Origin of the sequence: Paenarthrobacter sp. PAE-2, assembly GCF_026013155.1 — a bacterium.
Lineage (GTDB): Bacteria > Actinomycetota > Actinomycetes > Actinomycetales > Micrococcaceae > Arthrobacter > Arthrobacter ureafaciens.
In genome coordinates, this window is record NZ_JAPDNV010000022.1 from 41,488 (window position 1) to 63,845 (window position 22,358).

19 protein-coding genes and 1 riboswitch are annotated in these 22,358 nt (G+C 64.1%); of the genes, 8 read left to right on the top strand and 11 right to left on the bottom strand.

Going from position 1 to position 22,358, the window contains the following annotated elements:
* Nucleotide 1 precedes the first annotated feature (1 nt).
* Entirely contained in the window at nt 2–604 is a 603-nt protein-coding gene (locus tag OCL88_RS14065) for a GNAT family N-acetyltransferase (RefSeq protein WP_062098225.1), read from the bottom strand.
* A 45-nt stretch (nt 605–649) separates the two neighbouring features.
* On the bottom strand, nt 650–2,785 hold the full coding sequence (locus OCL88_RS14070) for a penicillin acylase family protein (RefSeq protein WP_264962901.1): 2,136 nt from the start codon (nt 2,783–2,785) through the stop codon (nt 650–652).
* A 102-nt stretch (nt 2,786–2,887) separates the two neighbouring features.
* Here OCL88_RS14070 and OCL88_RS14075 point away from each other — a divergent pair, with 102 nt between their 5' ends.
* Together OCL88_RS14075 and OCL88_RS14080 are read left to right on the top strand one after the other, a co-directional pair.
* Entirely contained in the window at nt 2,888–3,616 is a 729-nt protein-coding gene (locus OCL88_RS14075) for a siderophore-interacting protein (RefSeq protein ID WP_264962902.1), read from the top strand.
* Between the two features lie 126 nt (nt 3,617–3,742).
* Nucleotides 3,743–5,266, top strand: coding sequence for a UDP-N-acetylglucosamine 1-carboxyvinyltransferase (locus OCL88_RS14080; protein WP_069696794.1), 1,524 nt, complete (start codon nt 3,743–3,745; stop codon nt 5,264–5,266).
* A gap of 111 nt (nt 5,267–5,377) precedes the next feature.
* Here the strand turns inward: OCL88_RS14080 and OCL88_RS14085 are convergent, their stop codons facing one another.
* Nucleotides 5,378–6,202, bottom strand: coding sequence for an endonuclease domain-containing protein (locus OCL88_RS14085; protein ID WP_264962903.1), 825 nt, complete (start codon nt 6,200–6,202; stop codon nt 5,378–5,380).
* Nucleotides 6,203–6,422: 220 nt separating this feature from the next.
* Here OCL88_RS14085 and OCL88_RS14090 point away from each other — a divergent pair, with 220 nt between their 5' ends.
* Nucleotides 6,423–7,634, top strand: coding sequence for a glutamate--cysteine ligase (locus OCL88_RS14090; RefSeq protein ID WP_264962904.1), 1,212 nt, complete (start codon nt 6,423–6,425; stop codon nt 7,632–7,634).
* 20 nt (nt 7,635–7,654) lie between these two features.
* Here the strand turns inward: OCL88_RS14090 and OCL88_RS14095 are convergent, their stop codons facing one another.
* From OCL88_RS14095 to OCL88_RS14110, 4 genes are read right to left on the bottom strand one after another with little or no spacing between them, the layout of a single operon-like run.
* Nucleotides 7,655–8,257: a hypothetical protein gene (locus tag OCL88_RS14095; protein ID WP_264962905.1), complete on the bottom strand. Its 603-nt coding sequence runs from the start codon at nt 8,255–8,257 to the stop codon at nt 7,655–7,657.
* A gap of 9 nt (nt 8,258–8,266) precedes the next feature.
* On the bottom strand, nt 8,267–9,475 hold the full coding sequence (locus OCL88_RS14100; protein WP_264962906.1) for an O-succinylhomoserine sulfhydrylase: 1,209 nt from the start codon (nt 9,473–9,475) through the stop codon (nt 8,267–8,269).
* Between the two features lie 3 nt (nt 9,476–9,478).
* The gene (locus OCL88_RS14105; protein WP_264962907.1) at nt 9,479–9,889 is read right to left on the bottom strand and encodes a rhodanese-like domain-containing protein; all 411 of its coding nucleotides are present in this window, start codon (nt 9,887–9,889) and stop codon (nt 9,479–9,481) included.
* Nucleotides 9,886–10,152, bottom strand: a complete 267-nt coding sequence (locus OCL88_RS14110) for a DUF1737 domain-containing protein (protein WP_264962908.1) — start codon at nt 10,150–10,152, stop codon at nt 9,886–9,888. The genes OCL88_RS14105 and OCL88_RS14110 overlap by 4 nt, the downstream gene beginning before the upstream one ends.
* A 12-nt stretch (nt 10,153–10,164) precedes the next feature.
* Nucleotides 10,165–10,278: riboswitch (SAM riboswitch) on the bottom strand.
* Between the two features lie 166 nt (nt 10,279–10,444).
* Between OCL88_RS14110 and OCL88_RS14115 the strand changes: the two genes are divergently transcribed.
* The 4 genes from OCL88_RS14115 to OCL88_RS14130 all read left to right on the top strand — a co-directional run bounded on the left by OCL88_RS14115 (nt 10,445) and on the right by OCL88_RS14130 (nt 14,934).
* The gene (locus OCL88_RS14115) at nt 10,445–11,773 is read left to right on the top strand and encodes an NtaA/DmoA family FMN-dependent monooxygenase (protein ID WP_319951660.1); all 1,329 of its coding nucleotides are present in this window, start codon (nt 10,445–10,447) and stop codon (nt 11,771–11,773) included.
* A 2-nt stretch (nt 11,774–11,775) separates the two neighbouring features.
* Entirely contained in the window at nt 11,776–13,329 is a 1,554-nt protein-coding gene (locus OCL88_RS14120; RefSeq protein ID WP_264962910.1) for an aromatic amino acid ammonia-lyase, read from the top strand.
* Nucleotides 13,323–14,384, top strand: coding sequence for a PLP-dependent cysteine synthase family protein (locus tag OCL88_RS14125; RefSeq protein WP_264962911.1), 1,062 nt, complete (start codon nt 13,323–13,325; stop codon nt 14,382–14,384). The genes OCL88_RS14120 and OCL88_RS14125 overlap by 7 nt, the downstream gene beginning before the upstream one ends.
* A gap of 67 nt (nt 14,385–14,451) precedes the next feature.
* Nucleotides 14,452–14,934 carry a carboxymuconolactone decarboxylase family protein gene (locus OCL88_RS14130; RefSeq protein ID WP_264962912.1) on the top strand — a complete coding sequence of 161 codons (483 nt, stop codon included), beginning with the start codon at nt 14,452–14,454 and terminating at the stop codon, nt 14,932–14,934.
* A 214-nt stretch (nt 14,935–15,148) separates the two neighbouring features.
* Here OCL88_RS14130 and OCL88_RS14135 read toward each other — a convergent pair whose 3' ends face one another.
* Both OCL88_RS14135 and OCL88_RS14140 read right to left on the bottom strand, forming a co-directional pair.
* Complete coding sequence (locus OCL88_RS14135) at nt 15,149–16,651, bottom strand: amino acid permease (RefSeq protein ID WP_264962913.1); 1,503 nt, start codon at nt 16,649–16,651, stop codon at nt 15,149–15,151.
* Nucleotides 16,652–16,922: 271 nt separating this feature from the next.
* Nucleotides 16,923–17,864, bottom strand: a complete 942-nt coding sequence (locus tag OCL88_RS14140) for an aminodeoxychorismate lyase (RefSeq protein ID WP_264962914.1) — start codon at nt 17,862–17,864, stop codon at nt 16,923–16,925.
* A gap of 84 nt (nt 17,865–17,948) precedes the next feature.
* Between OCL88_RS14140 and cls the strand changes: the two genes are divergently transcribed.
* Entirely contained in the window at nt 17,949–19,421 is a 1,473-nt protein-coding gene (gene cls, locus OCL88_RS14145) for a cardiolipin synthase (protein ID WP_264962915.1), read from the top strand.
* Nucleotides 19,422–19,466: 45 nt separating this feature from the next.
* Here the strand turns inward: cls and pabB are convergent, their stop codons facing one another.
* Together pabB and OCL88_RS14155 are read right to left on the bottom strand one after the other, a co-directional pair.
* Nucleotides 19,467–21,563, bottom strand: a complete 2,097-nt coding sequence (gene pabB, locus OCL88_RS14150; RefSeq protein WP_264962916.1) for an aminodeoxychorismate synthase component I — start codon at nt 21,561–21,563, stop codon at nt 19,467–19,469.
* Complete coding sequence (locus tag OCL88_RS14155; RefSeq protein ID WP_264962917.1) at nt 21,560–22,132, bottom strand: low molecular weight protein-tyrosine-phosphatase; 573 nt, start codon at nt 22,130–22,132, stop codon at nt 21,560–21,562. The genes pabB and OCL88_RS14155 overlap by 4 nt, the downstream gene beginning before the upstream one ends.
* Between the last annotated feature and the right edge of the window lie 226 nt (nt 22,133–22,358).

Genomic DNA, 22,358 nt, shown 5'->3' on the forward strand with positions numbered 1-22,358 from the left:
TTCAGCGAGTGGATTGCTCCGCTTGGATTTGTTCGAAGCCGGCCCGCGTGAGGAAGCCGAGCTGGGCTTCCTTTTCTTCGAGCTGGATGATCGGACCCAGCTCGAAGCAGGTCGCCTCCAGCCGTCGAAGCGCTTTGGCGTTCCTGGCATCGGGCTCAACTATGATCCGGTCCTTTCCGGGCACCGAGAACATGTACTTGATGAGGGACGTCGCAAGCCGCGGGGTGAAGTGCGGAATCGGTCGCGTCGCGGGAGCGAGCAGCAGGTGCATGCCGATGTCCTCCTCCCGCGCAGGGTAGGCCTCACCCACGGGATCGTGCAGCGGCTCGTACGTCTGGAACAAAGCCAGCGGCTCCCCGTCCAGGATCACCAGGAAGGCATGGTGCGTGTCCAGGGAATCCAGGAACTCGTAGATTTCCTGGACTTCCTCGCGTGATTTTTCGGTCATGCCCCAGAACCTTGCCCTTGGCTGCGAGACCCACTCGTGGACCAGCTCGATGTCTTCCGCAGGAATGAGCGGGACAATCCGCAACGAACCCCAGCCCGTGAGTTCTTCTGCGTAGATGGTCCGGCGGACGGCAAAGTCTTCTGTTGAGGTGGTCATTCATTCTCCTTTTGGTTTGTGTGGTGTGCGTGCCGGAAGCAGCTGTCAGCGCGTTTCCTTGCGAAGACGGCCCCAATCCGTGATCACGGGAATGAGTTCACCCTCGGCCCAGAGGGGGAGTTGGTCGGCAAAATGGGGGCTGTCCGGTCTGCCGGAGGCGCCGAAAGGGACCACCCAGCGGCTGTTGCTTCGCTCGGCAAGGTCCCAGACATAACGGGCGACAGGTCCCCGGAAGCTGCGGTCGTCAACACCGGGAAGGCTCTCCGTGCAGAGGACGCATCCGGTGTCCCCGCTGAGCGCACGTGTTGGTGCCGAACCGGCGAGGTCTCCGGGCAGCACATGGACCGCCAGAAGCTGGTGCCGGTCACCCCACGTGCCGCGGTTCTTGCTTGAATCCTCCAAGGCCCTATCCTGCGCCGCATCCTCAAGGGCCGCAGTAGCCTCAGCAGGCACCGATATCCCCAGTTCGCCGGCGCGGACCGCCAGGGTTTCGAGCGCGAACCCCACCCGGGAAGCTATGGAGAGCCACGGTGCGAACAAGGGCGAAAATCCCGTCGGCCCGGCAAGGGCAGATAAGGCAGGATGCCTGACCATCCTTTGGACCAGGGCACCCCGCCACGCTGCAAAGCACGCCGCCAGATGGCTCCCGGCGTCCATCCGGCCATCCCATTCGAGAAGTTGGACGCGGAGGGAGGCGGCTTCCGGGGAAAGGCCGCCCGGGTCAAGGGTCGCCAAGAGTTTCCGGAAGTGTGGCCACGGCCCCAGGTACGTGTCCGAGTGAATGCCCCGCATGTGGTCCGCTGTCAAGGGTTCCGAGGCGGCTTCCAAGAGCTCGCGAATCCTCCGCGCCCTGTGTTCCGGTGCGAACTCCAAAGCTACGGAGTCTCCACCGCCGGCTGCGCGATCGTTGGCGCTGACGGCGAAATGCCGGACCTCGGTGCGGGGAAGAGCCACGTACTGCTTGTCCCATCCGTGGCGGGAGGAGAAGCCCGGAACAGGCAAGCGACGGTTCGCAGGATTGCGTTGCGGAACCAGGCCGGCCACGAATTGTCGTACGGAGCCATGGATGTCTGCTGTTATGACACTGTTGACGGGTTCCACCCATGAATCGAAAGCAGCCTCCACATCTGCCACGCTCCGGCTCCGCAACAGCGGAAGGAGGGATTCGAAACCCAGCCGCCCTTCAACCGACGCGGGGAAGCGCAAGCTCAGCGCGCCGCCGTCGGGCGTTTGTGAAATAACGGGACCGCGGGGCGTCTGGAGGACTTCCACACGGACCGGCTCGCCGCCCCGCACGGTGATGGTTTCGACCCCGGCCTCAACGACGTCCCAACCCCTGGGGCCCCGCGCGAGCACCCGCTCGGCGGAGTCCCCACGGCCGGGGAGCCGGCGGAGGTGTTCTTCAAAGAGATCCTGGTAGTCGGCCATGGCATTGGTGATGGCCCAGGCGGTGTGACCTGTGTGCGCAAAATGCGGCAGCCCGGGGACACCCGGGAAAGCGAACCCGACGGCGTCGAACTCCGGGCAGGCCAGGCGCACTTGCTGGTACACGCCGGGCAGTTCCATGAGGCGATGGGGGTCGCCGGCCACCAGCGGAAGCCCGCTTTCAGTGACGGATCCATGCGCAGCCCACGCGTTGCTGCCCGACCACACCGGTGCCTCGATGCTGAACATGTCCACTGCCTTGTCGCCAAGGGTACGGGCAACGTGGGCACGGAACAGCTTGTTGGGAAAGGTGGAGAACAGGATGTGGTGAACGAGGAAAACTCCCAGCGGGGTCCAGGGCTTCCACGGTTCGGCCGCAGCGCCGGCCTGGTCGAATTCCGCGCCGCCCCGCAGGCCGTCCGCCAAAGCCTGGTTCACGCCGTCCACATATTTCCCACACCAGCGGCGGGTAGCCTCGTCCAACCCTTCAAAACAGCGCCGCGCAGTATGGTCCAGCCGGGCCTGCCTGGCGAAACGGTCCCACTCAAGGACTGCGGATCCCAGGAGCTCGGCCGTCCGTCCTTCAGAGCGCCAGCGTTCCAGCTCGATCTGCCAAGACCTGTCCGCTGCCGCGTTGAAGCCTTGGAGGAAAGCCAGGTCATCGGCACTGTCAGCCCACAGGTGGGGGATGCCCCACTCGTCCCGGTAGATCCCGGAACCTTCTGCGGGCGGGTTGTACGTCGACGCTGGCGTCATAGTTTTGGGACCGCTTTCGAGCTTAGGTTAGGCTTACTTAAGTTCAAGATAGGCGGTGCGGCCGCCACCTCAAAATCCCTGCCATTCATGAAGGAGTGTTGCTTGAAGCGGAGCTGGGAAGGCATCGTCCTTAAGGCGATGGGTGCCAAGGACTTCATGTTGGAGGTCATCGGGCGGGAAGAAATTAGCCCTGACTTCCTCCGCATCAACGTCAAAGACGGTGGGCTGCTGATGGTCTCCGAGCTGCACCCCACCATGTGGATCAGGCTGTGGTTCGACGACGGCGGAAAGGGTCATCAGCGTGCCTACACCCTGGTGGATCCGGATGTGCGGGCCGGAACTTTCAGCATGGACTTCGCCATGCACGCAGGTATCGCGGCTGACTGGGCCCGTACGGTGCAGCCCGGCGCCACCATCGAAGCGACCGTCCAAGGCAGCGCCTTCAATTTCCCGCAGCCGGCGCGGCGCCTGTGGATCGTTGGCGATCCCGCCTCGATCCCGGCCATCAACTCGCTCTTGGACGCACGTTCCGACGTGGGATCCACGGCGCCGGCGCACCTTTGGCTCGAATTCCAGCACGACGCCGATCCTTCCCTTGAGGTCCGGACGTCGCCGGGCGATGCTGTTAGCTGGATTCCCCGCAAGCGTGACGGAGCGGCCCTGGCGGAAGAAGTCTGCTCGTCGCTGACTGCAGAAGCTGTTTCGCCTGAGGAGGACTTTTTCTGGGTTGCCTGCGAGGCCTCCAGTGCACGCGCCATTGCCAAACACCTGCGCAAGGTTGTGGGAGTGGATAGACGGCGGATCGACGTCCTGGGGTACTGGAAGGCCTGACGCTGCACCTTGGCCGACAGTCCGCCGTCGAGCTCTATATCGCACCGACCGGGTACGGTGTGACCTTAACCGCTGAAACGGCGTTTTGCACAAGCCTTCTAACTCACTTGTGATATTTCTTGGGTTATGACCCAACCTACTGCCGAACACGTTGGCCTTCTGCTTCGAGACGCCCGCAGCGAGAAGGGCTGGACCCAAGGCCAGCTGGCCGCCGAGCTGGGAACCAGCCAGAGCGCCGTGGCCCGCATGGAGCAGGGCAAACAGAACCTGAGCCTTCGAATGATTGAACGGCTTGAGGCCATTTTTGGCCGTTCCATCGTCAAAGTAGGCCGTCCCCAGATGACCCACCTTAGGGTTGAAGGCGGGCGGACTTTGTCCGGTGCCGTTGACGTCAACAGCAGCAAGAATGCCGGCGTGGCCCTGCTGTGTGCCAGCCTGATCAACCGGGGAACAACCACCCTGCGTCGTTTGGCAAGGATTGAAGAGGTCAACCGGATCGTCGAGGTCCTGACGTCCATCGGCGTTGAGTGCACGTGGCTTAACAACAGCGATCTGCGCATCCGCCGTCCCGAAGTGCTGGATCTCGGCACCATGGACGTCGATGCAGCGCGCCGGACCCGCAGTGTCATCATGCTGTTGGGACCGCTCCTGGACGAGACCGACGAATACCTGCTGCCGTATGCCGGTGGCTGCGATCTGGGGACCCGCACCGTTGAGCCCCACATGCAGGCGCTGCGCGAATTCGGGCTGAGGGTCGAGGCGAAGTCCGGGTTCTATTCCGTAGCAGCCCCGCCGGCCGACGGCGAAGACCGCTCGTTCGTGCTGACCGAACGCGGCGATACAGTGACCGAGAACGCCATCATGGCTGCCGCGCACCGCGAAGGCACCACCGTCATCCGCAATGCCAGCCCCAACTACATGGTCCAGGACCTGTGCTTCTACCTGCAGGGCCTGGGCGTGGGGATCGAAGGCATTGGCACCACCACGCTGCGCATCACCGGCCGGTCCAGCATCGACGTGGACATCGAGTACTTCCCCTCCGAGGACCCCATCGAGGCGATGTCCCTTATTACTGCCGGCATCGTCACCAACTCCGAGGTGACCATCCGGCGGGTGCCCATCGAGTTCATGGAGATCGAGTTGGCCACCTTGCAGCAGATGGGCCAGGAGCTGGAGATTTCCGGCGAATACAAAGCGCGCAACGGACGTACCCGTTTGGTGGACGTCACCACCAAGCCATCCGAGCTCCGCGCCCCGCAGGACAAGATCCACCCCATGCCGTTCCCGGGGCTGAACATCGACAACCTGCCCTTCTTCGCCGTGATCGCCGGCAATGCCGAGGGCCAGACCATGATCCACGACTGGGTCTACGAGAACCGCGCCATCTACTTGACCGAGCTCAACAAGCTCGGCGCCCAGGTCCAGCTCCTGGATCCGCATCGGATCTACGTCAACGGCCCCACCAAGTGGCGTGCCGCCGAGATTGGCTGCCCTCCGGCCCTCCGTCCGGCGGCGTGCCTGCTCCTTGCGATGCTTGCCGCCCGCGGAACGTCGGAGCTCCGCAACATCTACGTCATTGAACGTGGCTATGAGGACCTCGCCGAGCGGCTGAACACCATCGGCGCCAAGGTGGAGTACTTCCAGGACTAGGCCGGGTCCTTCAAATTTTGCTGGATCATTCCGGCCTTGGCCCTCGGGGACCCCGCCATTCCGGGGCTTCGCCAACGGTCAGGTGCGAATGATCCAGCAAATTTTTGTTCGTCACCCCAAATGGCGGGGTCTTCCCCTGGCCAGGAAGCCCCGGATTTCCGCCATGACGTGCTCCGGCGAGTTCCAGATCTGCTCAGGCGCGTAGCTCAAGAGATGGTAGCCACGCGCCTGCGCAGCGTTAAGCCGCGCCATGTCCTTCCGCCATGCTGAACGGGAGCTGTGGAATTGGTAACCGTTGACCTCCACAATCAGCCATTCGTCGATCAGGGTGTCCACCCTTCCTACGCCTTCTATCCGTACCTGTCGCCGGAATCTCAGCCCTTCTGCCTCGAAGAGAAGGCGGGCGCTGATTTCCGGCACGGACTCTGAGACCCCGTCTGCCATCTCCAAGCGACGCCGTGCCGTGCCGAAATACCGGGCTTGGAGCTCGCTGCGAAGCAGGTCCCGCGACAAACCAAACTTCTTGATGGCCGACTGGGCTACGGCGATGGCATCTTCGGCGCAGAGGCACGTCAAAGCATGCAGGACTGTATCTTCCACGGAGGCAAGGGGAAGATTGGCCTCCGGACCGAAGCGGAGACCGCCGTGCCTCACGAAGCCGTGCCCTCTGCCGTGCCTGGTGGCTAAGTGAAGCTTTGCCGGTGTGGTCTTGAGCCAGAGACCGTACCTGAGTGCTGCGCTTGCACATGTCAGGTAGCCGTTGTTGGAAACCGCTTTAAGGACAGCAGGGTCAGCCGACGGTATGGCCCACAGACCATGCCTGGGCTGATAAGCACCTGCGAGCTTCCGGATATCGGCGGGGGTGTACCCGTTGGCCCTGAGCAGCCCGATCTTGGCGACTCCGCCCACCGATGTGAGGAATTCAAACGCATCCATAGAGCCAGCAAGCCACGATCGACGCCCGCCCAGGAGCGGTCGGGGGCCTTATGTGGATAGCCCGACGAGAAATTTGCTGGATCATTCCGGCCTCGGCCCTCGGGGACCCCGCCATTCCGGGGCTTCGCCTGCGGTCAGGGGCGAATGATCCAGCAAAATTTGACGGACCAGATGGCGGCGGGGTTTGTTGCCGCGGCCATCGTGGGGCGCAAAATGGAGCATGCGTACTTTCGGGGTGGAGGAGGAGCTGCTCATCGTCGATCCCGTGACGGGTCAACCTCTGGCCCTCGCGGATGCGTTGATCAGCGGAAAAGCGCCACAGGACGGGACTTCCGAAGCAGAGGGTTCAGAGCTCACCCATGAATTGAAGCTCGAACAGATCGAGACCCGCACCCGGCCCTGCCATTCCTACGACGAGTTGCTGCATCAGATCAGGCGGGGCCGGGCCATGGCAGGCCAGGCCGCCCGCAAGCACGGGGCCCGCGTAGCCGCACTTGCCACTTCGCCCCTCGCTTCCACCCCGCACACGACGCCCAACCCCAGGTACGCGGAGATGCTGGAGCGTTTTGGACTCACGGCGTACGAGCAGCTGACGTGCGGCTTCCACGTGCACACCTCGGTGGAATCGCCTGAGGAAGGCGTCGTAGTCCTGGACCACATCCGGGACAAGCTCGCTGTCCTGACCGCCATCAGCGCCAATTCTCCCTACTGGCGCGGACAGGCCACCGGCTTTGACAGCTACCGGACCCAGGCCTGGAATCGCTGGCCAACGTCCGGGCCGTCCGCTGTGTTCGGTTCGCTGACCTCATACCGGCGCATGGTCAAGCGGCTGTTGGAGACAGGCGTGCTGCTGGATGAGGGCATGATCTACTTTGACGCCCGCCTCTCCCGGGACCACCCCACAGTGGAGGTCCGGGTTGCCGACGTCTGCCTGCGTTCGGAGGATGCGGCCTTGATCGCCGTGCTGGTGCGGGCTTTGGTGGAGACGGCCACCCGGGAGATGCTCGACGGTGTTGAACCCGCCTCGGTGCCGACGGCGTTGTTGCGCATGGCCAGTTTCCAAGCCAGCAACATGGGTTTGCGCGGTGACCTTCTTGACTTTGGCGAATTCCGTCCCGAACCGGCCACAAGCGTGGTGTGGGCGTTGGTGGAGTACCTGGCCCCTGTCTTGACGGAACAGAACGAACTGGAACTGGTGAAAGCAGGATTAGCCGACATCCTGGAGCGCGGAAACGGCGCCCACCAGCAACGGGAAGCTGCGGTACGCTTCAACAGCCGCCAACGGGACGGCCAAAGCCCCGCAGGCAGTCCGCCCAGTGTAGAGGCGCTGGGTGCTGTGGTGGGGCATGCCGTCAAAGTCACCGCCTCCGGCACACCGGGAGGTGCCATCAAGGATCCCGACCCCGTGCTGGCACGCGTCCGCCGGGCCTAGGAACCCAGCACTGCGGGAACTCAGCCAACCGCGGGATCGCCCCCGGGAGGCTCCGGATCCCACACCATCAAGTACCCTCCCACAGTCGCCTCCGTGACGTAGAAGACGAACGGCGGAATGTCCTTGGCCTTGAGCAGGATGCCGGCAAAAATTACGGCAGCGCTGCTGGCCGTCAGCCCCACCCAGCGTTTTGCCGGAGATCGCAGCAGGCCAGTGCCAAGAGCGGCCAGGCCGGCGATGTGCAGCCATGAGTAGCCCAGGAACGGAACATTCGAGCCGCAACGGTACGCAAACCGTTCAAGGTCCGACGCCCTCCGGGACAGGCTGTACACAAACAGCGGAGCTCCGGCCAGGAGCGCGGCAGCCGAGGCCTCTACCCAGTGCTTGGCCTTGGCGTCAGGCACGGCCCGTGCCAAGGCGGCGAATCCCATCGGCACGGCCGCGGTCCCGGCTGCGGCCACGTGGTGGCCGGTCACCCATCCCCGCTCACCCCGCAGAAGCAGCCTCAAACGCTCGGCCGGATCGTGGGTGGTATAGACGCGGGGCACGGGAGAAATTCCCGCCAGCCACACGACCGAACCCGCAACAATGACAGCCCCCGCGCGGCGGTATGGATGCCTCATGGCATGAGATTAGACCTGTTTGAGGGCCTTCTCCAGATCCAGGATGAGGTCGTTGACGTCCTCGAGCCCAACGGACAACCGGACCACGCCGTCGGAAAGCCCGATGGCTGCACGGCCTTCGGGTCCCATGGCCCTGTGGGTGGTGGTAGCCGGATGGGTAATGAGCGACTTCGAGTCGCCCAGGTTGTTGGAGATGTCGATGACCCGCAACCCGTCGAGCAAGGCGAACGCGGCTTCCTTGGCGGAGCGGCCGGACGACGGCGAAAGCTCGAACGTCAGCACGGTACCGCCGGCCTTCATCTGTTTGGCGGCCAGCTCATACTGCGGGTGGGACGTGAGCAAGGGGTATTTGACCCAGTTGATCGCGGGCTGGTCTTCCAGCCATTCGGCAATCTTCAGCGCAGAGGCGGAACTGTGGTTCACCCGCAGGCCCATGGTCTCCAGGCCCTTGGTAAGCACCCACGCGTTGAACGCGGACAATGACGGCCCGGTGTGCCGCATGAGCTGCTTGACCGGGCCATCGATGAATTCCTTGGTGCCGAGGATCGCGCCGCCCAGCACCCGGCCTTGGCCGTCGATGTGTTTGGTGCCCGAGTACACAATGACGTCGGCGCCGAGCTCGCCGCAGCGCTGGAGCAGGGGAGTGGCAAAGACGTTGTCCACCACCACTGTTGCCCCGGCGGCGTGCGCGAGTTCGCTGACGGCTGCGATGTCCACGATCTCCTGCATCGGGTTGGAGGGGGACTCGAAGAACACCGCGGTGGTGGGCTCGGAGAGGGCAGCGCGCCACTGGTCAAGGTCGGGGCCGTCCACGAACACGGTCTCCACGCCCCACCGAGGCAGGATCTCGTTGAGGATCACAAAGCAGGAACCAAAGAGCGAACGGGCGGCAACCACCCGGTCGCCGGCGCCCAGCAAGGCACCAAGGGCGGTGAAGACTGCGGACATGCCCGACGCCGTCGCGAAGCAGGCTTCGGTGCCTTCAAGGAGACGCAGCCGCTCCTGGAAGGTGGCAACGGAGGGGTTGCCGTAGCGCGAGTAGACGAAGCGTTCGTCTTCCCCGGTGAAGGCGCGCTCGGCAGCTGCCGCCGACTCGTAGACGAAGCCGGAGTTGAGGAAGACGGGCTCCGCCGTTTCCTGAAAATTGGTACGGTCGAGGCCACCGCGAACGGCTTGGGTGTCTGCATTCCAGCCGGCGGCGTCAGGGTTGAATGTCACTTCTTATTCGTTTCCAAGGTTGGTTGGCAGGCCGCGGTTTTTCCAGCCGTTGACGGTTCGTTCGCCGTAACGGTCCGGTTCACCTTCGAAGCCTTCGAGGACGTTGTAGGCGGTGAAACCTGCCCGGGTTGCGGCGATGGCCGCAGCAATGGAGCGCTGTCCGGACCGGCAGAGGAACACGAGCTCAACGCCGTCTCCCTCGGGTGCCTGTTGCTGCAAGTCCTCGATGAAGCGGGAGTTCGGGACGCCGCCTGCAAGGTTCCACTGGATGAACAGGGGATCGTTTTCCGTGGCCTTGGTGTCGGGGATGCCGATGTGGGCCCATTCGCCCTCGGTGCGGACGTCCACCAGGATGGCACCGTCCTGCAGCTTCGCCCAGGCATCCTGCGGGGTCAGGTCTCCGGCGTAGCTCATGCGTGGCCCTCGAATGCTGCCTCGTCCTCGTAGTTCTCCAGCTCATCCACGGCATTGGCCACGGCGGCATCCGCGCTGGCGACGGCTGCAGGCAATACCACTGCTTGGGCCACAATGACGTCCGTGCCGTTGTAGGTGGCCGACGGGCTGCCATGCAGGACATAGCCTTCAGCGAGGGCGTTGCTGATCCGTTCGCAGAAGTCCCGGGTGTCCGGGCCCGTGATCAATCGGTAGGAAAGTCTCTCTTCGGTGGGTTCAGGCATTAATGTGCTCCTCAGTCACGCTTGCAGTTCGAAGTGTCGAATACGCCGAGTAGTCACCTGAGGCACCCCGCCGCGGGAGAGGGTTGCCGACCAGCAAGTCAGGGCTTGGCACTGGTGCTCATTACTCAAGAAAAAAATATCACCCGCGGCCGCCGCGATGCATGTGGCGGGTGTCCCGCCGTCGTCATGTTGCGTAACCGGACCAGCCGCCGGGACTGGCCCATTTACGGCGTCACGGGAGCATAATTGACGCAATACGACCCCCTGTAACTTCGCATGAAATCAGGTCGCGGTGAGCGGACAGAGCAGTTCTACACTCAAGCCCATGCTGCATTTCGGATGGTTCGTGGGCCATGGATTCGGTGTCCAGGGCTGGGGGACTCCCGGCTACAGCCTTGGCTACGACTGGAAGAAGCCTGCGCTCTACCAGGAGGCCGTCAGGGCCTTTGAACGGTCGGGCCTGGACCTGTTCATCATCGAAGATTCACTCACCGTCCCGGACACGTACGGCGGCACGGCGGAAGTGTCGCTTGCGCACGCGTCCTTCGCTCCCAAGCACGATCCCCTCGCACTGGTGCCGTACCTGCTGTCCGTGACCGAACACCTCGGCATTGTGCCCACCATCAGCGCGTCCTTCTACCCGCCTTTCACCGCGGCCAGGCTCCTTGCCACCCTGCAGCATTTCTCCGAGGGCCAACTCGGCTGGAACGTGGTGACCTCCGGCAGCGACCTCGCCGCGCAGAATTACGGACTGGACCAGCAGATCGAGCACGACCTGCGTTACGAGAAAGCGGAGGAATTCGTCGACGTCGTCCGGCGGCTTTGGCGGAGCTGGGAACCGGACGCCGTGCTGGAGGACGCGGAGGCAGGCCGGTTTGCGGACCACACCAAAGTCCATCCCATCAACCACGACGGACAGTTTTTCAAGGTTCGGGGTCCGCTGAATACGGCACCCCTTCCCGAGGAACCCGTACTGGTGCAGGCCGGTGCTTCGCCCCGGGGCAAGGCGTTCGCGGGTGGCCACGCCGACGTCGCCATCGCCCTGGCCCGCGGCGTCGACGGGATGAAGGCCTACCGCGATTCCATCCGTGCCGAAGCCGCACATGCCGGGCGGATTCCCGACGACGTCAAGGTTCTTTTTGTCCTCAAGCCCACCGTGGTGGGGTCTGCTGCGGAGGGGGAGGAACTGCGGTCACGGCGCAGGGAGCTGACCCAGCGCGACATCGACAGCCAGCTCAACTCGATCTCCTACCTTTCGGTGATCGACTTCAAACAATTCGACCTCGATCAGCCCCTCCCCGAGCTGAGCACCAACAGCAACCAAGGAACGCTGGAACACTTCGCCAAAGCGGCTCCTCCCGGGTCCACGCTGCGGCAGATCCTGCAGGCCCGCAGCGGCGGCGCAGGTGATTCGATCATCGGGACCGCCGGAGAGATCGCCGACTACCTCGAGGAGACGGGCGAGGCCGTGGGCGGAGACGGCTTCCTGTTTTCCGGGTTCGTCGATCCGGTGACGGTGCATGGGGTCCTGGACAAGCTGACTCCCGAACTTCGTCGCCGCGGCCTCCTGAGGAAGAGCTACGGCAACGGCGGTTTCCGGCAGAATCTCCTGGATTTCTAACAATGTCCCCGGAGTCGAAGGTGCTGCTGATAGGGACGGCGCCCGTGCATGCCGAAAGCATCGCGATGGCGGCGGCGGACGACTCCTGCCACGTGAAACTCAACCACGATGCCCTGACGTTGATCGGCCGTTCACGGGAAGTCGTGGAGCAAGTGGCGGCCTCCGGCGAGCGGGTTTACGGCCTCAACACCCTCCTGGGATCCGGCCGCGATACCGCTGTTGAGGACGGCTCCATCCTCGCCTACCAAGTGCAGGTGGTCAGGTACCACAACAGCGGGGTGGGACCCTATCTGAGCCGCGCCGAAGCACGCGCCGTGATCCTCGCCCGCCTGGTCGGATTCAGTCGCGGCGGTTCAGGCGTCCGGCCCGAAACGGCCCGCTTCTACGCCGACCTCCTGAACCGCGGCGTCCACCCCGCCATCCCGGCCGAGGGTTCGGTGGGCTCTTCCGACCTCACCCAACTGGCCGCCGTCGCCGCCGTCGCGATCGGTGAAGGAGAAGCGCTCGACGCGTCCGGCGTCCTGGTGCCCGGCGCCAAGGCCCTCGCGGACGCCGGACTTCAGCCCCTTACGCTCCACGCCGGTGAGGCCTTGGCCCTCGTCAGCGCGAATGCCTATTCGGTAGGTGCCGGCACCCTCGCCTTGCTGAGGTTGCGGCATGTGGCCCGGCTTGCGGACGTCGCGCTCGCCCTCTCCCTGGAAACCATCGCGAGGTACGACGGCGGCGGCAACCTCAGCCCCTTCTCGCCGGCTATCCAATCGGCCAAGGCCGTGGACGGCCAACGGGAATCGGCCGCCGCCGTCCGCCGCCTGTTGAGCGGCGGGTGGCTGGAAGACGTACGCCCGGAAGTTTCCGTGCAGGACGCCCTGTCCTTCAGGGCTGCGCCTCAGACGCACGGGGCGTTCAGGGCCGCGGTGGGGCAGTTGGCGGCAGCGTTGGACGTGGAGTTGAACGGCAGGGGAGATAATCCGCTGGTGGACCTCGAATCGGGGCAGATGGTCTCCGGGGGCAATTTCCAGCCGATGCAGTTGGCGTTGGCCTTCGAAGGCTTGCGCTTGGCGCTCGCCCACGTGGGCATTCCGAGTGAACGCAGGATCGCCAAGCTCTACCCGCCGCAGCGTGCCATCCGGGCGAAGCACCTTGCCGCAGCGGCCGGGTCCGGCTTGGTGCAGGAAGAGTTGCCGGGGCTGCTGTGGTACTCGGCGGCCGGGCTCCTCGCCGAACTGAAATTCCTGGCAGTGCCGGCCACCCTTGGCGCACCCACCTTGTCTGCCGACGTCGAAGACCATTCAACCCTCGCGCCGCTCGCCCTGCAGCAACTTGAAAAGTCCGTCGACGCCGTGGAGAAGCTGCTCGCCATTGAGGCCCTGACGGCGTCCTATCTGCTGCTCGAAGCGGGAGCTGCGCAGCCGCTGGGCAAGGGGACTGCAGCCGTCGTTGGCCGCCTTGCCGACGTCCTTGCAGACCGGCCGTCCGCCCCGGAACTGGTGGAGCACGCGCGGCGGGAGCTTCGGATTGTTGTTGACGGACTCCGGCAAGGTGGAAACGAATGGTGACGACGGCACATCGGAAGCACGGCGCGCATGCTGCAACTGTCCCTGCCGATGCGCTGGACGCCTCCGTGCTGGAGAGGGTAGGGAACACCCCGCTGGTGAAGCTCGAGGCCCTGGGCCGCGGGTTGGGCAGCAGCATCCACATCAAGCTTGAGTCGGAGAACCCCGGCGGATCCATCAAGGACCGGACGGCCTTGAGCATGGTCCGGGTGGCCGAACAGGCCGGCGAGTTGAAGCCCGGGGCCACGATCGTGGAGAGTACGTCGGGCAATACGGGGATTGGCCTCGCGCTGATTGGGCGGCTCACCGGGCATCCGGTGGTGGTGGTCACCGGCGACACCATTTCCTCGGAAAAGCTCGCTGCCTTGCACAGCTACGGTGCGCGGGTGATCCTGACCGATTGGAGCGCGCCGTCCGAATCCCCGGAGAATGCCCGGGCAGTGGCTGCACGCATTGTGGAGGGGACTCCCGGAGCTTGGCGTCCCATGCAGTTCGACAACCCGGCCAACCCCCTGGCGCATTACCGGACCACGGGACCGGAAATCTGGGAGCAGACCGGGGGCGCCGTAACCCACTTCGTGGCGGGCATCGGCACGGGCGGGACCATCAGCGGTAACGGGCGGTACCTGAAGGAACGGGCGGCGAAGGAACGGCCGGGCGGGCACGTGGAAGTGGTGGGCGCCGATCCCTACGGCTCCGCGTATAGCGGTGGCCATCCCGGCGAAATCCTGGTGGATGGCGTAGGCAACTCATGGCCGGCGGCGGAGTGGCCCAAGATCTTCGACCGCTCGATCGTTGACCGCTTCCTCCGCATCCCCAACGACGAGGTCTACACCGTGGTGCACCGGCTTCTTGACGAAGAGGGCCTGTCCTTGGGGCCGTCGTCGGGACTCACTGTGGCAGCGGCCTTGCGGGTGGCCAGGGCGGCGCCCCACGGTTCGGTGGTGGTGGCGATAGCCCCCGACGCCGGCACGAACTACCTCAGCAAAGCCTTCAACCCGCAGTGGCTGGCTGAGAACCACATCCGCCTCGCGGCGGACATCGTCCCCGGCGAGTGATCCTCTATCACTTCCCGCCGGTTTTTGGGCGACGCTCTATCACGTCCCGTTGCGCTAGGCTCCAAGCATGCCCGAACAGGAGACATCGCCGCGCCTTGCCGGCTATCTGGACAAGCAACAGCCGGACCTCTACGCCACGTTGACGCACTACTCGCAGCAGTTAGTGGATGAAGCCGACCGAGTGGGGATTCCGCGGAAGACCTTGGAACTCATCAACTACCTCTGTTCACAAATCAACGGATGCGCGTTTTGCCTGGACCTTCATCACCGGCGGGCCTTGAAGTACGGAGAGACGGAGCAGCGGTTGTCCCTGGTTGCCGTCTACAGGGAAGTGGGACTGTTCGAGGCCGCAGAGGTCCTGGCCATGAAGATTGCCGAGCAGATCACCCGAATGAGCACCTCCAGGCCCAGCGCCGAGCTCTTCGCTGAAGCGCGGGAGCACTATTCGGACGAGCAGATCAGCGTGATTTGCATGGCAGCAATTGGCATCAATGCTTTCAACAGGCTGTCCATCCTCAGCGAGCATCCGGTTCGGGCGGCCAAGAAGTAGCTGTCCAGCCGTACCTCCACGACCTTCTTTGGGCTCACTAGGCGCCGCGGGGCGGGGTTTTCCCGGCGTGTTGGGCCTCCGCCGCCTCAAAGTGGGTGGTGGCGGCACACCCCGCCGAGGCTTCGAGGCCTTATAGATAGAGATTTGCAGACGAAGGCAGCCCCCTGCGCAACCAGTGAAGGTTGCTCGGGGGCTGCCCTGGTTCCAGAAGAGGTCAGGAGCCTACAGAGGCCTTGCCCTCGATCGCCTGGGGGAGTCGCCGGCGTCGTCCGTACTTGAAGTAGAAGACGGCATAGCAAACACCAACAAACGGGATGCCGAACAGCAGAGCTGCAACCTGGTTGGGATCGAAGGCGATGCCCACCAGGGACACAACGCACAGCGCAAACGCGAGAATTGGTACCAGCGGGAACAGCGGAGCGCGGTAGGGGAGCGATGAGAGGTCGCCGCCGTTCCGTACGAAGGTCCGCCGGTAAACGAAGTGCGAGGCCACAATGGACATCCAAACGCCCACGGTTGCGAAGCCCGCAACAGAGACCAACACAAGGTAGACAGTTGCGGGTGCCACGACGCTGCTGATCAACGATGCCAGCCCGCCCAGCATGCTCACGCAGAGTGCGACCATGGGGATACCGCGCTTGGTGAGCTTTCGGAACGCTTTGGGTGCATGGCCCTCGTCGGCGAGGGAGAACAGCATCCGCGCACAGGAGAAGAGTCCGCAGTTGCCGGCGGACAACAACGCTGTGATGATCACGAAGTTCATGATGTCCGCAGCGAACGGGATGCCGAGCATGGAGAACACCGTCACGAACGGGCTTTCGTCAACGCTGACCTTCTCGTAAGGGATGGTTGCTGCGATGACCAGAATCGCCCCGACAAAGAAGATCATGAGCCGGATGACCGTGGTGCGCATGGCCTTGGGAATGTTCTTGCCCGGGTCCTCGGTTTCACCCGCAGCCACACCGATCAGTTCCGAACCGGAGAAGGCATAGAACACGGCCAGGCACGTTACAAAAACGCCGGTGAAGCCGTTGGGGAACAGGCCTTGGGAGGTGGTGAAGTTCTCCGTCAATGACGGGTAATCGCCTTGGGCCAGCGGGTGGAAGCCCAGCAAAGCGGCTCCGCCCAGGATGATCAGGCCGACGACGGCGGCAACCTTGATCAGCGCGAACCAGAACTCCGATTCGCCAAAGACACGCGATGAAATCGCATTGAGGGTGAAGAGGACGGTGGCGAAGATGAAGCACCAGATCCAGACGTCGACGTCCGGGAACCAGCGCTGCATGAGCAACCCGGCTGCTGTGAACTCCGATCCCAGGGCCACCGCCCAGCAGAGCCAATACAACCAGGCAGTGGCGAAGCCGGTGGCGGGCCCAATGGTCCGCGCTGCATAAATGTGGAACGCGCCTGAGACGGGGAACGCAACGGCGAGCTCCCCGAGGCAGGCCATGACCAGGTAGACCACCACGGCGCCGACGAGGAAGGCGATGACGGCTCCCAGTGGTCCTGCGGTGGCAATGGTGTAACCCGAGCTGACAAACAGGCCCGAACCGATGACGCCGCCCATGGCGATCATCACCAGGTGGCGCGCACCCATGGAACGGCGAAGGCCTTCGGCGGAAGACCCTCCATCCGATGCATTAACGTCTGAAGGCCTTCTGTCCGACGACGCGTCGGTGGCCGATCCCTCGGCATGTGTTGGGGAGCTGAGTCCCATATTCCCTCCGGAAAGTTAGCCGGCAAACTCTACAAGGTGGTGCAAGGAGGAGGTGATCCAACTAACACGAGAACAAGGTTCATCACAGGGCGAAGCCCCATTTCAAGGAGGCTAAGGAAACCGATTGGACGCGAAGGAGCGCAAAGCCTGAGCTTAAGAGTTTCTAATCAGAGCGTCATCGAAGCGATTATTTCACTTGGTGTCTGTTAGGTTCCTTGCGGGCAGTTGCCGTGCAAGTGCCGCACACTGGGTGCAGGTCCAGGGCGTATGCCTATTCGATCCCCGCGAAGAGCTGGTTCAACTCAGCCGTCAGCTGCTTGCGCACTGCGGGTGAGCCGATTTCCTGGCCATTGATGTGGTTCACGGGCGCGATCAACCGAATGCTCGAAATCAACCAGACAGCGTCGGCATCAAACAGGTCCTGAGGCACCAGTGGACCGTAGCCCAACTCCCAACCCGCTGCCTTGGCTGCCGCAAAAAGGGCGCCCTGGGACGTGCCGGGCAGGATGCCGCTGTCCAGTTGGGGCGTGATCAGGCGCCGGACCGTCTTGACGGAACCTTCGCCGTCGTCCACCGTCTCCAGGTGCGCCAGCAGCACCGTGGAGGTAGGCCCTTCAAGGACGCGGCCGTCGGTGGATGTGAAGATGGCGTCGTCCGCTCCCTGCTTGTGCGCATAACGCAGCGCTGCCATGTTCACGGCGTAGGACAGCGTCTTGGCGCCCAGCAGCAGCCAGGGCGCTCGCTCGCCGGCCTCGGTGTCGAAACCGCGGTCAAGAAGTACGACGTCGATGCCCGTCTCGCGCTGCCGGCGACTGCCGGCGGGTGAGGGCGAAGCCTGGACCCAGCACGTGGGCGTTGCGGCGCCTTCGACGCCGCGGGTCACCAGGAGCTTGACGACGACTTCGTCTTCCTCGGGCGTTGGAGCAGGGTAGTTCGTGCGGAATTCGGCGAGGGCGGTATCGATGGCGTTGCGCCAGGCGTCCTGCTCCGGAATGGCCAGATCGAGTGCCGCTGCGGAACTGCCCAAGCGGTTCAGATGCGCCTGTACCTTGCGAGGCCTGCCTTGGACGGCGAGCAGGGATTCAAAGACTCCGTCACCGCGTGTGGCACCCAGATCCGTGGCCATGAGCTGCGGCTGGCTGGAATCGGCCACCCTGCCGTTCGGGTAGGCAGGATCAAGGAAAACGAGGACCGTTGGCGCGGGAGAAGTCATGGTCCCAGCTTAGTGGCGCCCGGCAACCCGCACGGCGGATAGGCTGTGGTCACCGTTAGTTCATGAACCGTGGGGGTTTGTCGAATGCTTTTCCCTTTCCCGCTGGGCCCTGAATGGACGTGGCTTTTGGGCGTTTGGGTCATTGCGGAAGTCATCATGCGCATTGTCCTCCTGGGCATCATTCCCGGTAATCGCCGCCCCACCACGGCCATGGCCTGGCTGCTGGCTGTCTTCCTGATTCCTTCCGTGGGCTTTGTCCTGTTCCTGCTGTTCGGCAACTTCAGGCTCTCCAAACGCCGGAGGGAACAGCAGGAAGCGGTCAACCACAGGGTCCGGTCCATCACATCCGATCTGTCCGACCCCACGAGCGAGTACTCCGGCCCGGAATGGGTCCGTTCGGCCGGCGAGCTTAACCACCGGCTGGGTTCCTTGCCCATGGTTGACGGAAACAAAGTGGAACTCATCCCCGGCTACGAAGAGTCCATCAAGGCCATGACAGAGGCAATCCGCGGGGCCAAGAGCTACATCAACGCCGAGTTCTACATCATGAGCAGCGACTACGTGACTGATGAACTGCTGACCGAACTGGAGAACGCCACGGAACGCGGCGTCACTGTCCGGTTGCTCTTTGACCACATAGGCACGCTCCGCATCAAGGGCTACCGGCGGCTGAAGCGCAGGCTCAAAGCGAGCAAGATCCAGTGGCGGCCTATGCTGCCCCTCCTGCCCATCCACGGACAATGGCGCCGCCCCGATCTCCGGAACCACCGCAAGATCCTGGTGATCGATGGACTGCTGGCCTTCACCGGTTCGCAAAACCTGATCGAGCCGTCCTACAACAACGCCAAGCACCGCAAGGTAGGCCGGAAATGGGTGGAGCTCATGGCCCGCCTCGAAGGTCCGATCGTCCCGACGCTCAACGTCGTCTTCGCCACCGACTGGCTCAGCGAGACCGACGAATCCCTTGAAGACCAACTCCGCCTGCCGGAGCAGCCGAATCCGGGACACGTCACGGCCCAGGTGGTGCCGAGCGGTCCGGGGTTCTCAACCGAGAACAACCTTCGCCTGTTCAACACCCTGATCTACTCGGCACAGCACCGGATCTCCATTTGCAGCCCGTACTTCGTCCCTGACGATTCACTGCTCTACGCCATCACCACGGCTGCCCAACGGGGAGTTGACGTGGAATTGTTCGTCTCGGAAAAGGGCGATCAGTTCCTGGTCCACCACGCCCAACGGTCCTACTACGAAGCACTCCTGGGCGCGGGGGTCCGCATTTACCTGTACCGGGCTCCGTACGTCCTCCATGCCAAGCACTTCACGATCGACGACGAAGTGGCGGTACTCGGTTCCAGCAACATGGACATGCGCTCCTTCTCCTTGAACATGGAGGTCTCGGTGATGCTCCTGGGCGCCGACACCGTGAACCTCATGCGGGCCGTGGAGTCTACGTATCGCGAGGTGTCCCGTGAGCTTACCCTCGAGGATTGGGTGCACAGACCCCCTCTGGCCAAGTATGTGGACAACGTGGCCCGGCTGACGGCCACCCTCCAATAAAAGCCGGCCCGGAAACTGCCCAGCCAGCGGGACGCCCAAGGAAACTCAGGAAGGGAACGTCGCTCCAAGGGTCGAAAGCACGCCGAAGGCCTTGGTGCGGATCTCGTCGTACTCGTCATCCGGCGTCGAGTCCGCGGTGACCGCCCCGCCTACCCCCAGGCTAAGCATTCGTCCGCCGCCGACGTCGGGATTTATCACCAACGTGCGGATAACCACCGACAGGTCCGAAGCGGCGTTCATCGAAAAGTAGCCGATGGCTCCGGAGTAGACGCCGCGGGGCCCTGCTTCCAAGCGGTCCAGGATGTCCATGGTGCTGATCTTCGGCGCCCCGGTCATGGAGCCGGCCGGGAAGGCGGCAGCCACGGCCTCTGCCCGCGGAGCCCCGGGCCGCAGGTGGGCGTCCACGGTGCTGACCATTTGGTGGACGGTGGCGTAACTTTCGATCGCGCACAGCCTGCTCACCGTCACCGAGCCCGGCACCGCGAAGTGGCTGAGGTCGTTGCGGAGCAGGTCCACGATCATGATGTTCTCGGCGCGGTCTTTCAACGAGGTCTCAAGATCGTGCCGCAGCCGGATGTCCTCGGCGTCATCTGCCGAACGACGGCGCGTGCCCTTGATGGGTTCGGCCCGCATCCCGCCGTCGGAGGTGATCCGCAGGAAGCGTTCCGGAGACGTACTGGCAATCGCCAAGCCTCCGAACCGCAGGTAGCTCGCGAACGGCGCGGGGTTCCGGCGACGCAGTGCCTGGTAGCTTTGCCACGGGTCGAGTTCCCCCGCGGATGCCTCGAGCGTGGTGGTGAGGCAGACCTCGTAGGAGTTTCCCTCGCTGATTTCGTGCTGGGCCTCGGTGATTTTGCGCTTGTAGTCCGTGGCCGAATCCCTGCAGACGAACTCCGGGGAAGCGGCTGCAACGGCTTGCCCGGCGGTATCGATGGGGACACCCACGGCGCGCCGGCCGGAAACCGGGCGGACCGTTGCCGGGTGCACTGCAGGGTGCGCGTCAGCAGCCCCCACGGCGGCGCGGGCAGCGCTGAACCATTCGTCGGCGTCGGGCGCTTCCAACGCGAGCAGCCAGACGGCGTGCTCGCGGTGGTCCAGAACCAGCGCCCGCCCGGCGAAGATCAGCGCCGCGTCCGGGGTAGCGGAGCTGACGTCGTTGCCGCCGGTTTCCCGCTTGAGCTCGTAACCGAGGTACCCCAGCCAGCCCAGCGTGAACTGTCCGTCGTATCCCTCGGGAGAGCGCACTGCCCGGCGGCCCCACACCGAGTCCAGCCAGCGGAAGAAGGGGCCGGAGCTGCGCACGGTGGCCGAGCCGGTCGTCACCCACGTAGTCCCGGACGAGTGGCGGACAGACTGGCCGAACGTCCCGCCGTCGTCGGCCATGATGCTGAACCGGCTGCGGGCGGCGGCCTGGGTGCCGCCGGTGATGGCGGTGTCGGCGTTGGAAGAATCGAGCCAGACGGCGTTCGTTGACGATCCGTAAACGTCCTGGAAGAGGGCTTCGGCGTCGGGCGCCGCGTCGATCCGTTCCGCCCGAAGTTGCAGGCCGCGTCGTGCGCTCAGCTCGGGCGAGAGCACGGCGGCCAACGGTGCAAGGTACGTCATGGCCTGCAGCACGTGCGCGGGGGCGCTGCCGTCGGCGGGATTCTGAACGCGGATGTCCGCCGCGTCCGTCACGGGGTCGACGGCCAGCCACTCTTCTTCCTGCTGTGCCCAGGCGTCCCAGTACGGTTCGTAGCTCCCGCCGTCGCGCGCCAGGGCCCGACGACGGCGGTCCTCACCTGATGCTTCCACCCATACGACGGCGTCGAGCATGCCGCGGGCGGCTTGGGCTGCCGCGCCGACGCCTTCGACGATCACGATTTCCGCGGGGAGCGTCACCTGGGTACGACCGTCGTAGTGCTTTTCCCAGTCCCAGCTGATCCATTCCGCGGGTTTGCCGTCGCGCAGCGGAGCAAGCACCGTTGCCACATAGCGCTCAATGCCGCTTGCCAGCCCGTTCCAGCCGGGGTAGATGTCTTCCAGATGGAACAGGGAAACTTTGTGGTGCTCCCGAAGGCGGGCGGCCAGTTCAACGGCGAGGGTGGTCTTGCCTGCGCCTGACCTCCCGTCGACAGCAATAATCACGGGGGCAGGGGTCATGACATAGAGGTTACCTGCTGGTGGTCCTCGGACTCGTCCAGCCGACCTGCTCCTTCACGTTCGGCAATAGCCGCTTTGACGTGCTGCACGATTCCCGGGACCGCTGCCCTGATCAGGATCCACGTATTGTCGAAGTCCGAATGGCCGCCGTACCAAGGGTCCTCGATGCCTTGGTCGAGGGAGCTGCGGCCGGCCATTGCGGGGTCGAAACTGCGGAGCATGCGGACCCTGCCCAGTGCTTCCTTGTCCGGAGCGCCTTCCTGGAGCCAGCCGAAATGGTCGACGTCCAGTGCCAGGATCAGGTCCCTCTCAATGAACCACTCACGCCGCCATTCCCGTGCGATGTGGTCCTCCGACGCGATGTGCTGGGCCATCAGGACACGGGCCGCGCGGGGATCGATGGGGTGTCCCACCTCGTACCCCGTCGTCCCTGCGGAGTCCACCTCAACGAGGTGGCCGAGTCCTTCCGCTTTGAAGGCTTCGGTGAGCATGAGGGCTGCCATGGGCGAGCGGCAGATGTTCCCGGTGCAGACCGTAATGACGCGGTATGGGCTCGACGTTGAGTACATGGTGCAAGCATGATTCATGTCGCCCCGACTTGGCTAGTGGATTACTCGAATCACGTGTCACTTTCTGTGTCGAATTTGTCATATCCGGTGACAGGAGCTCAAAAATGCTCGGCCCGGCCTAACCCATGTAGGTCGCAGTTGTGCACGTTTTGACCGCTCTAAACGCGCACGAATGCGACCTAGCGGTTCCGCGCCGTCGGCGCCCCATGGAGTGGGGAAAGTGTGC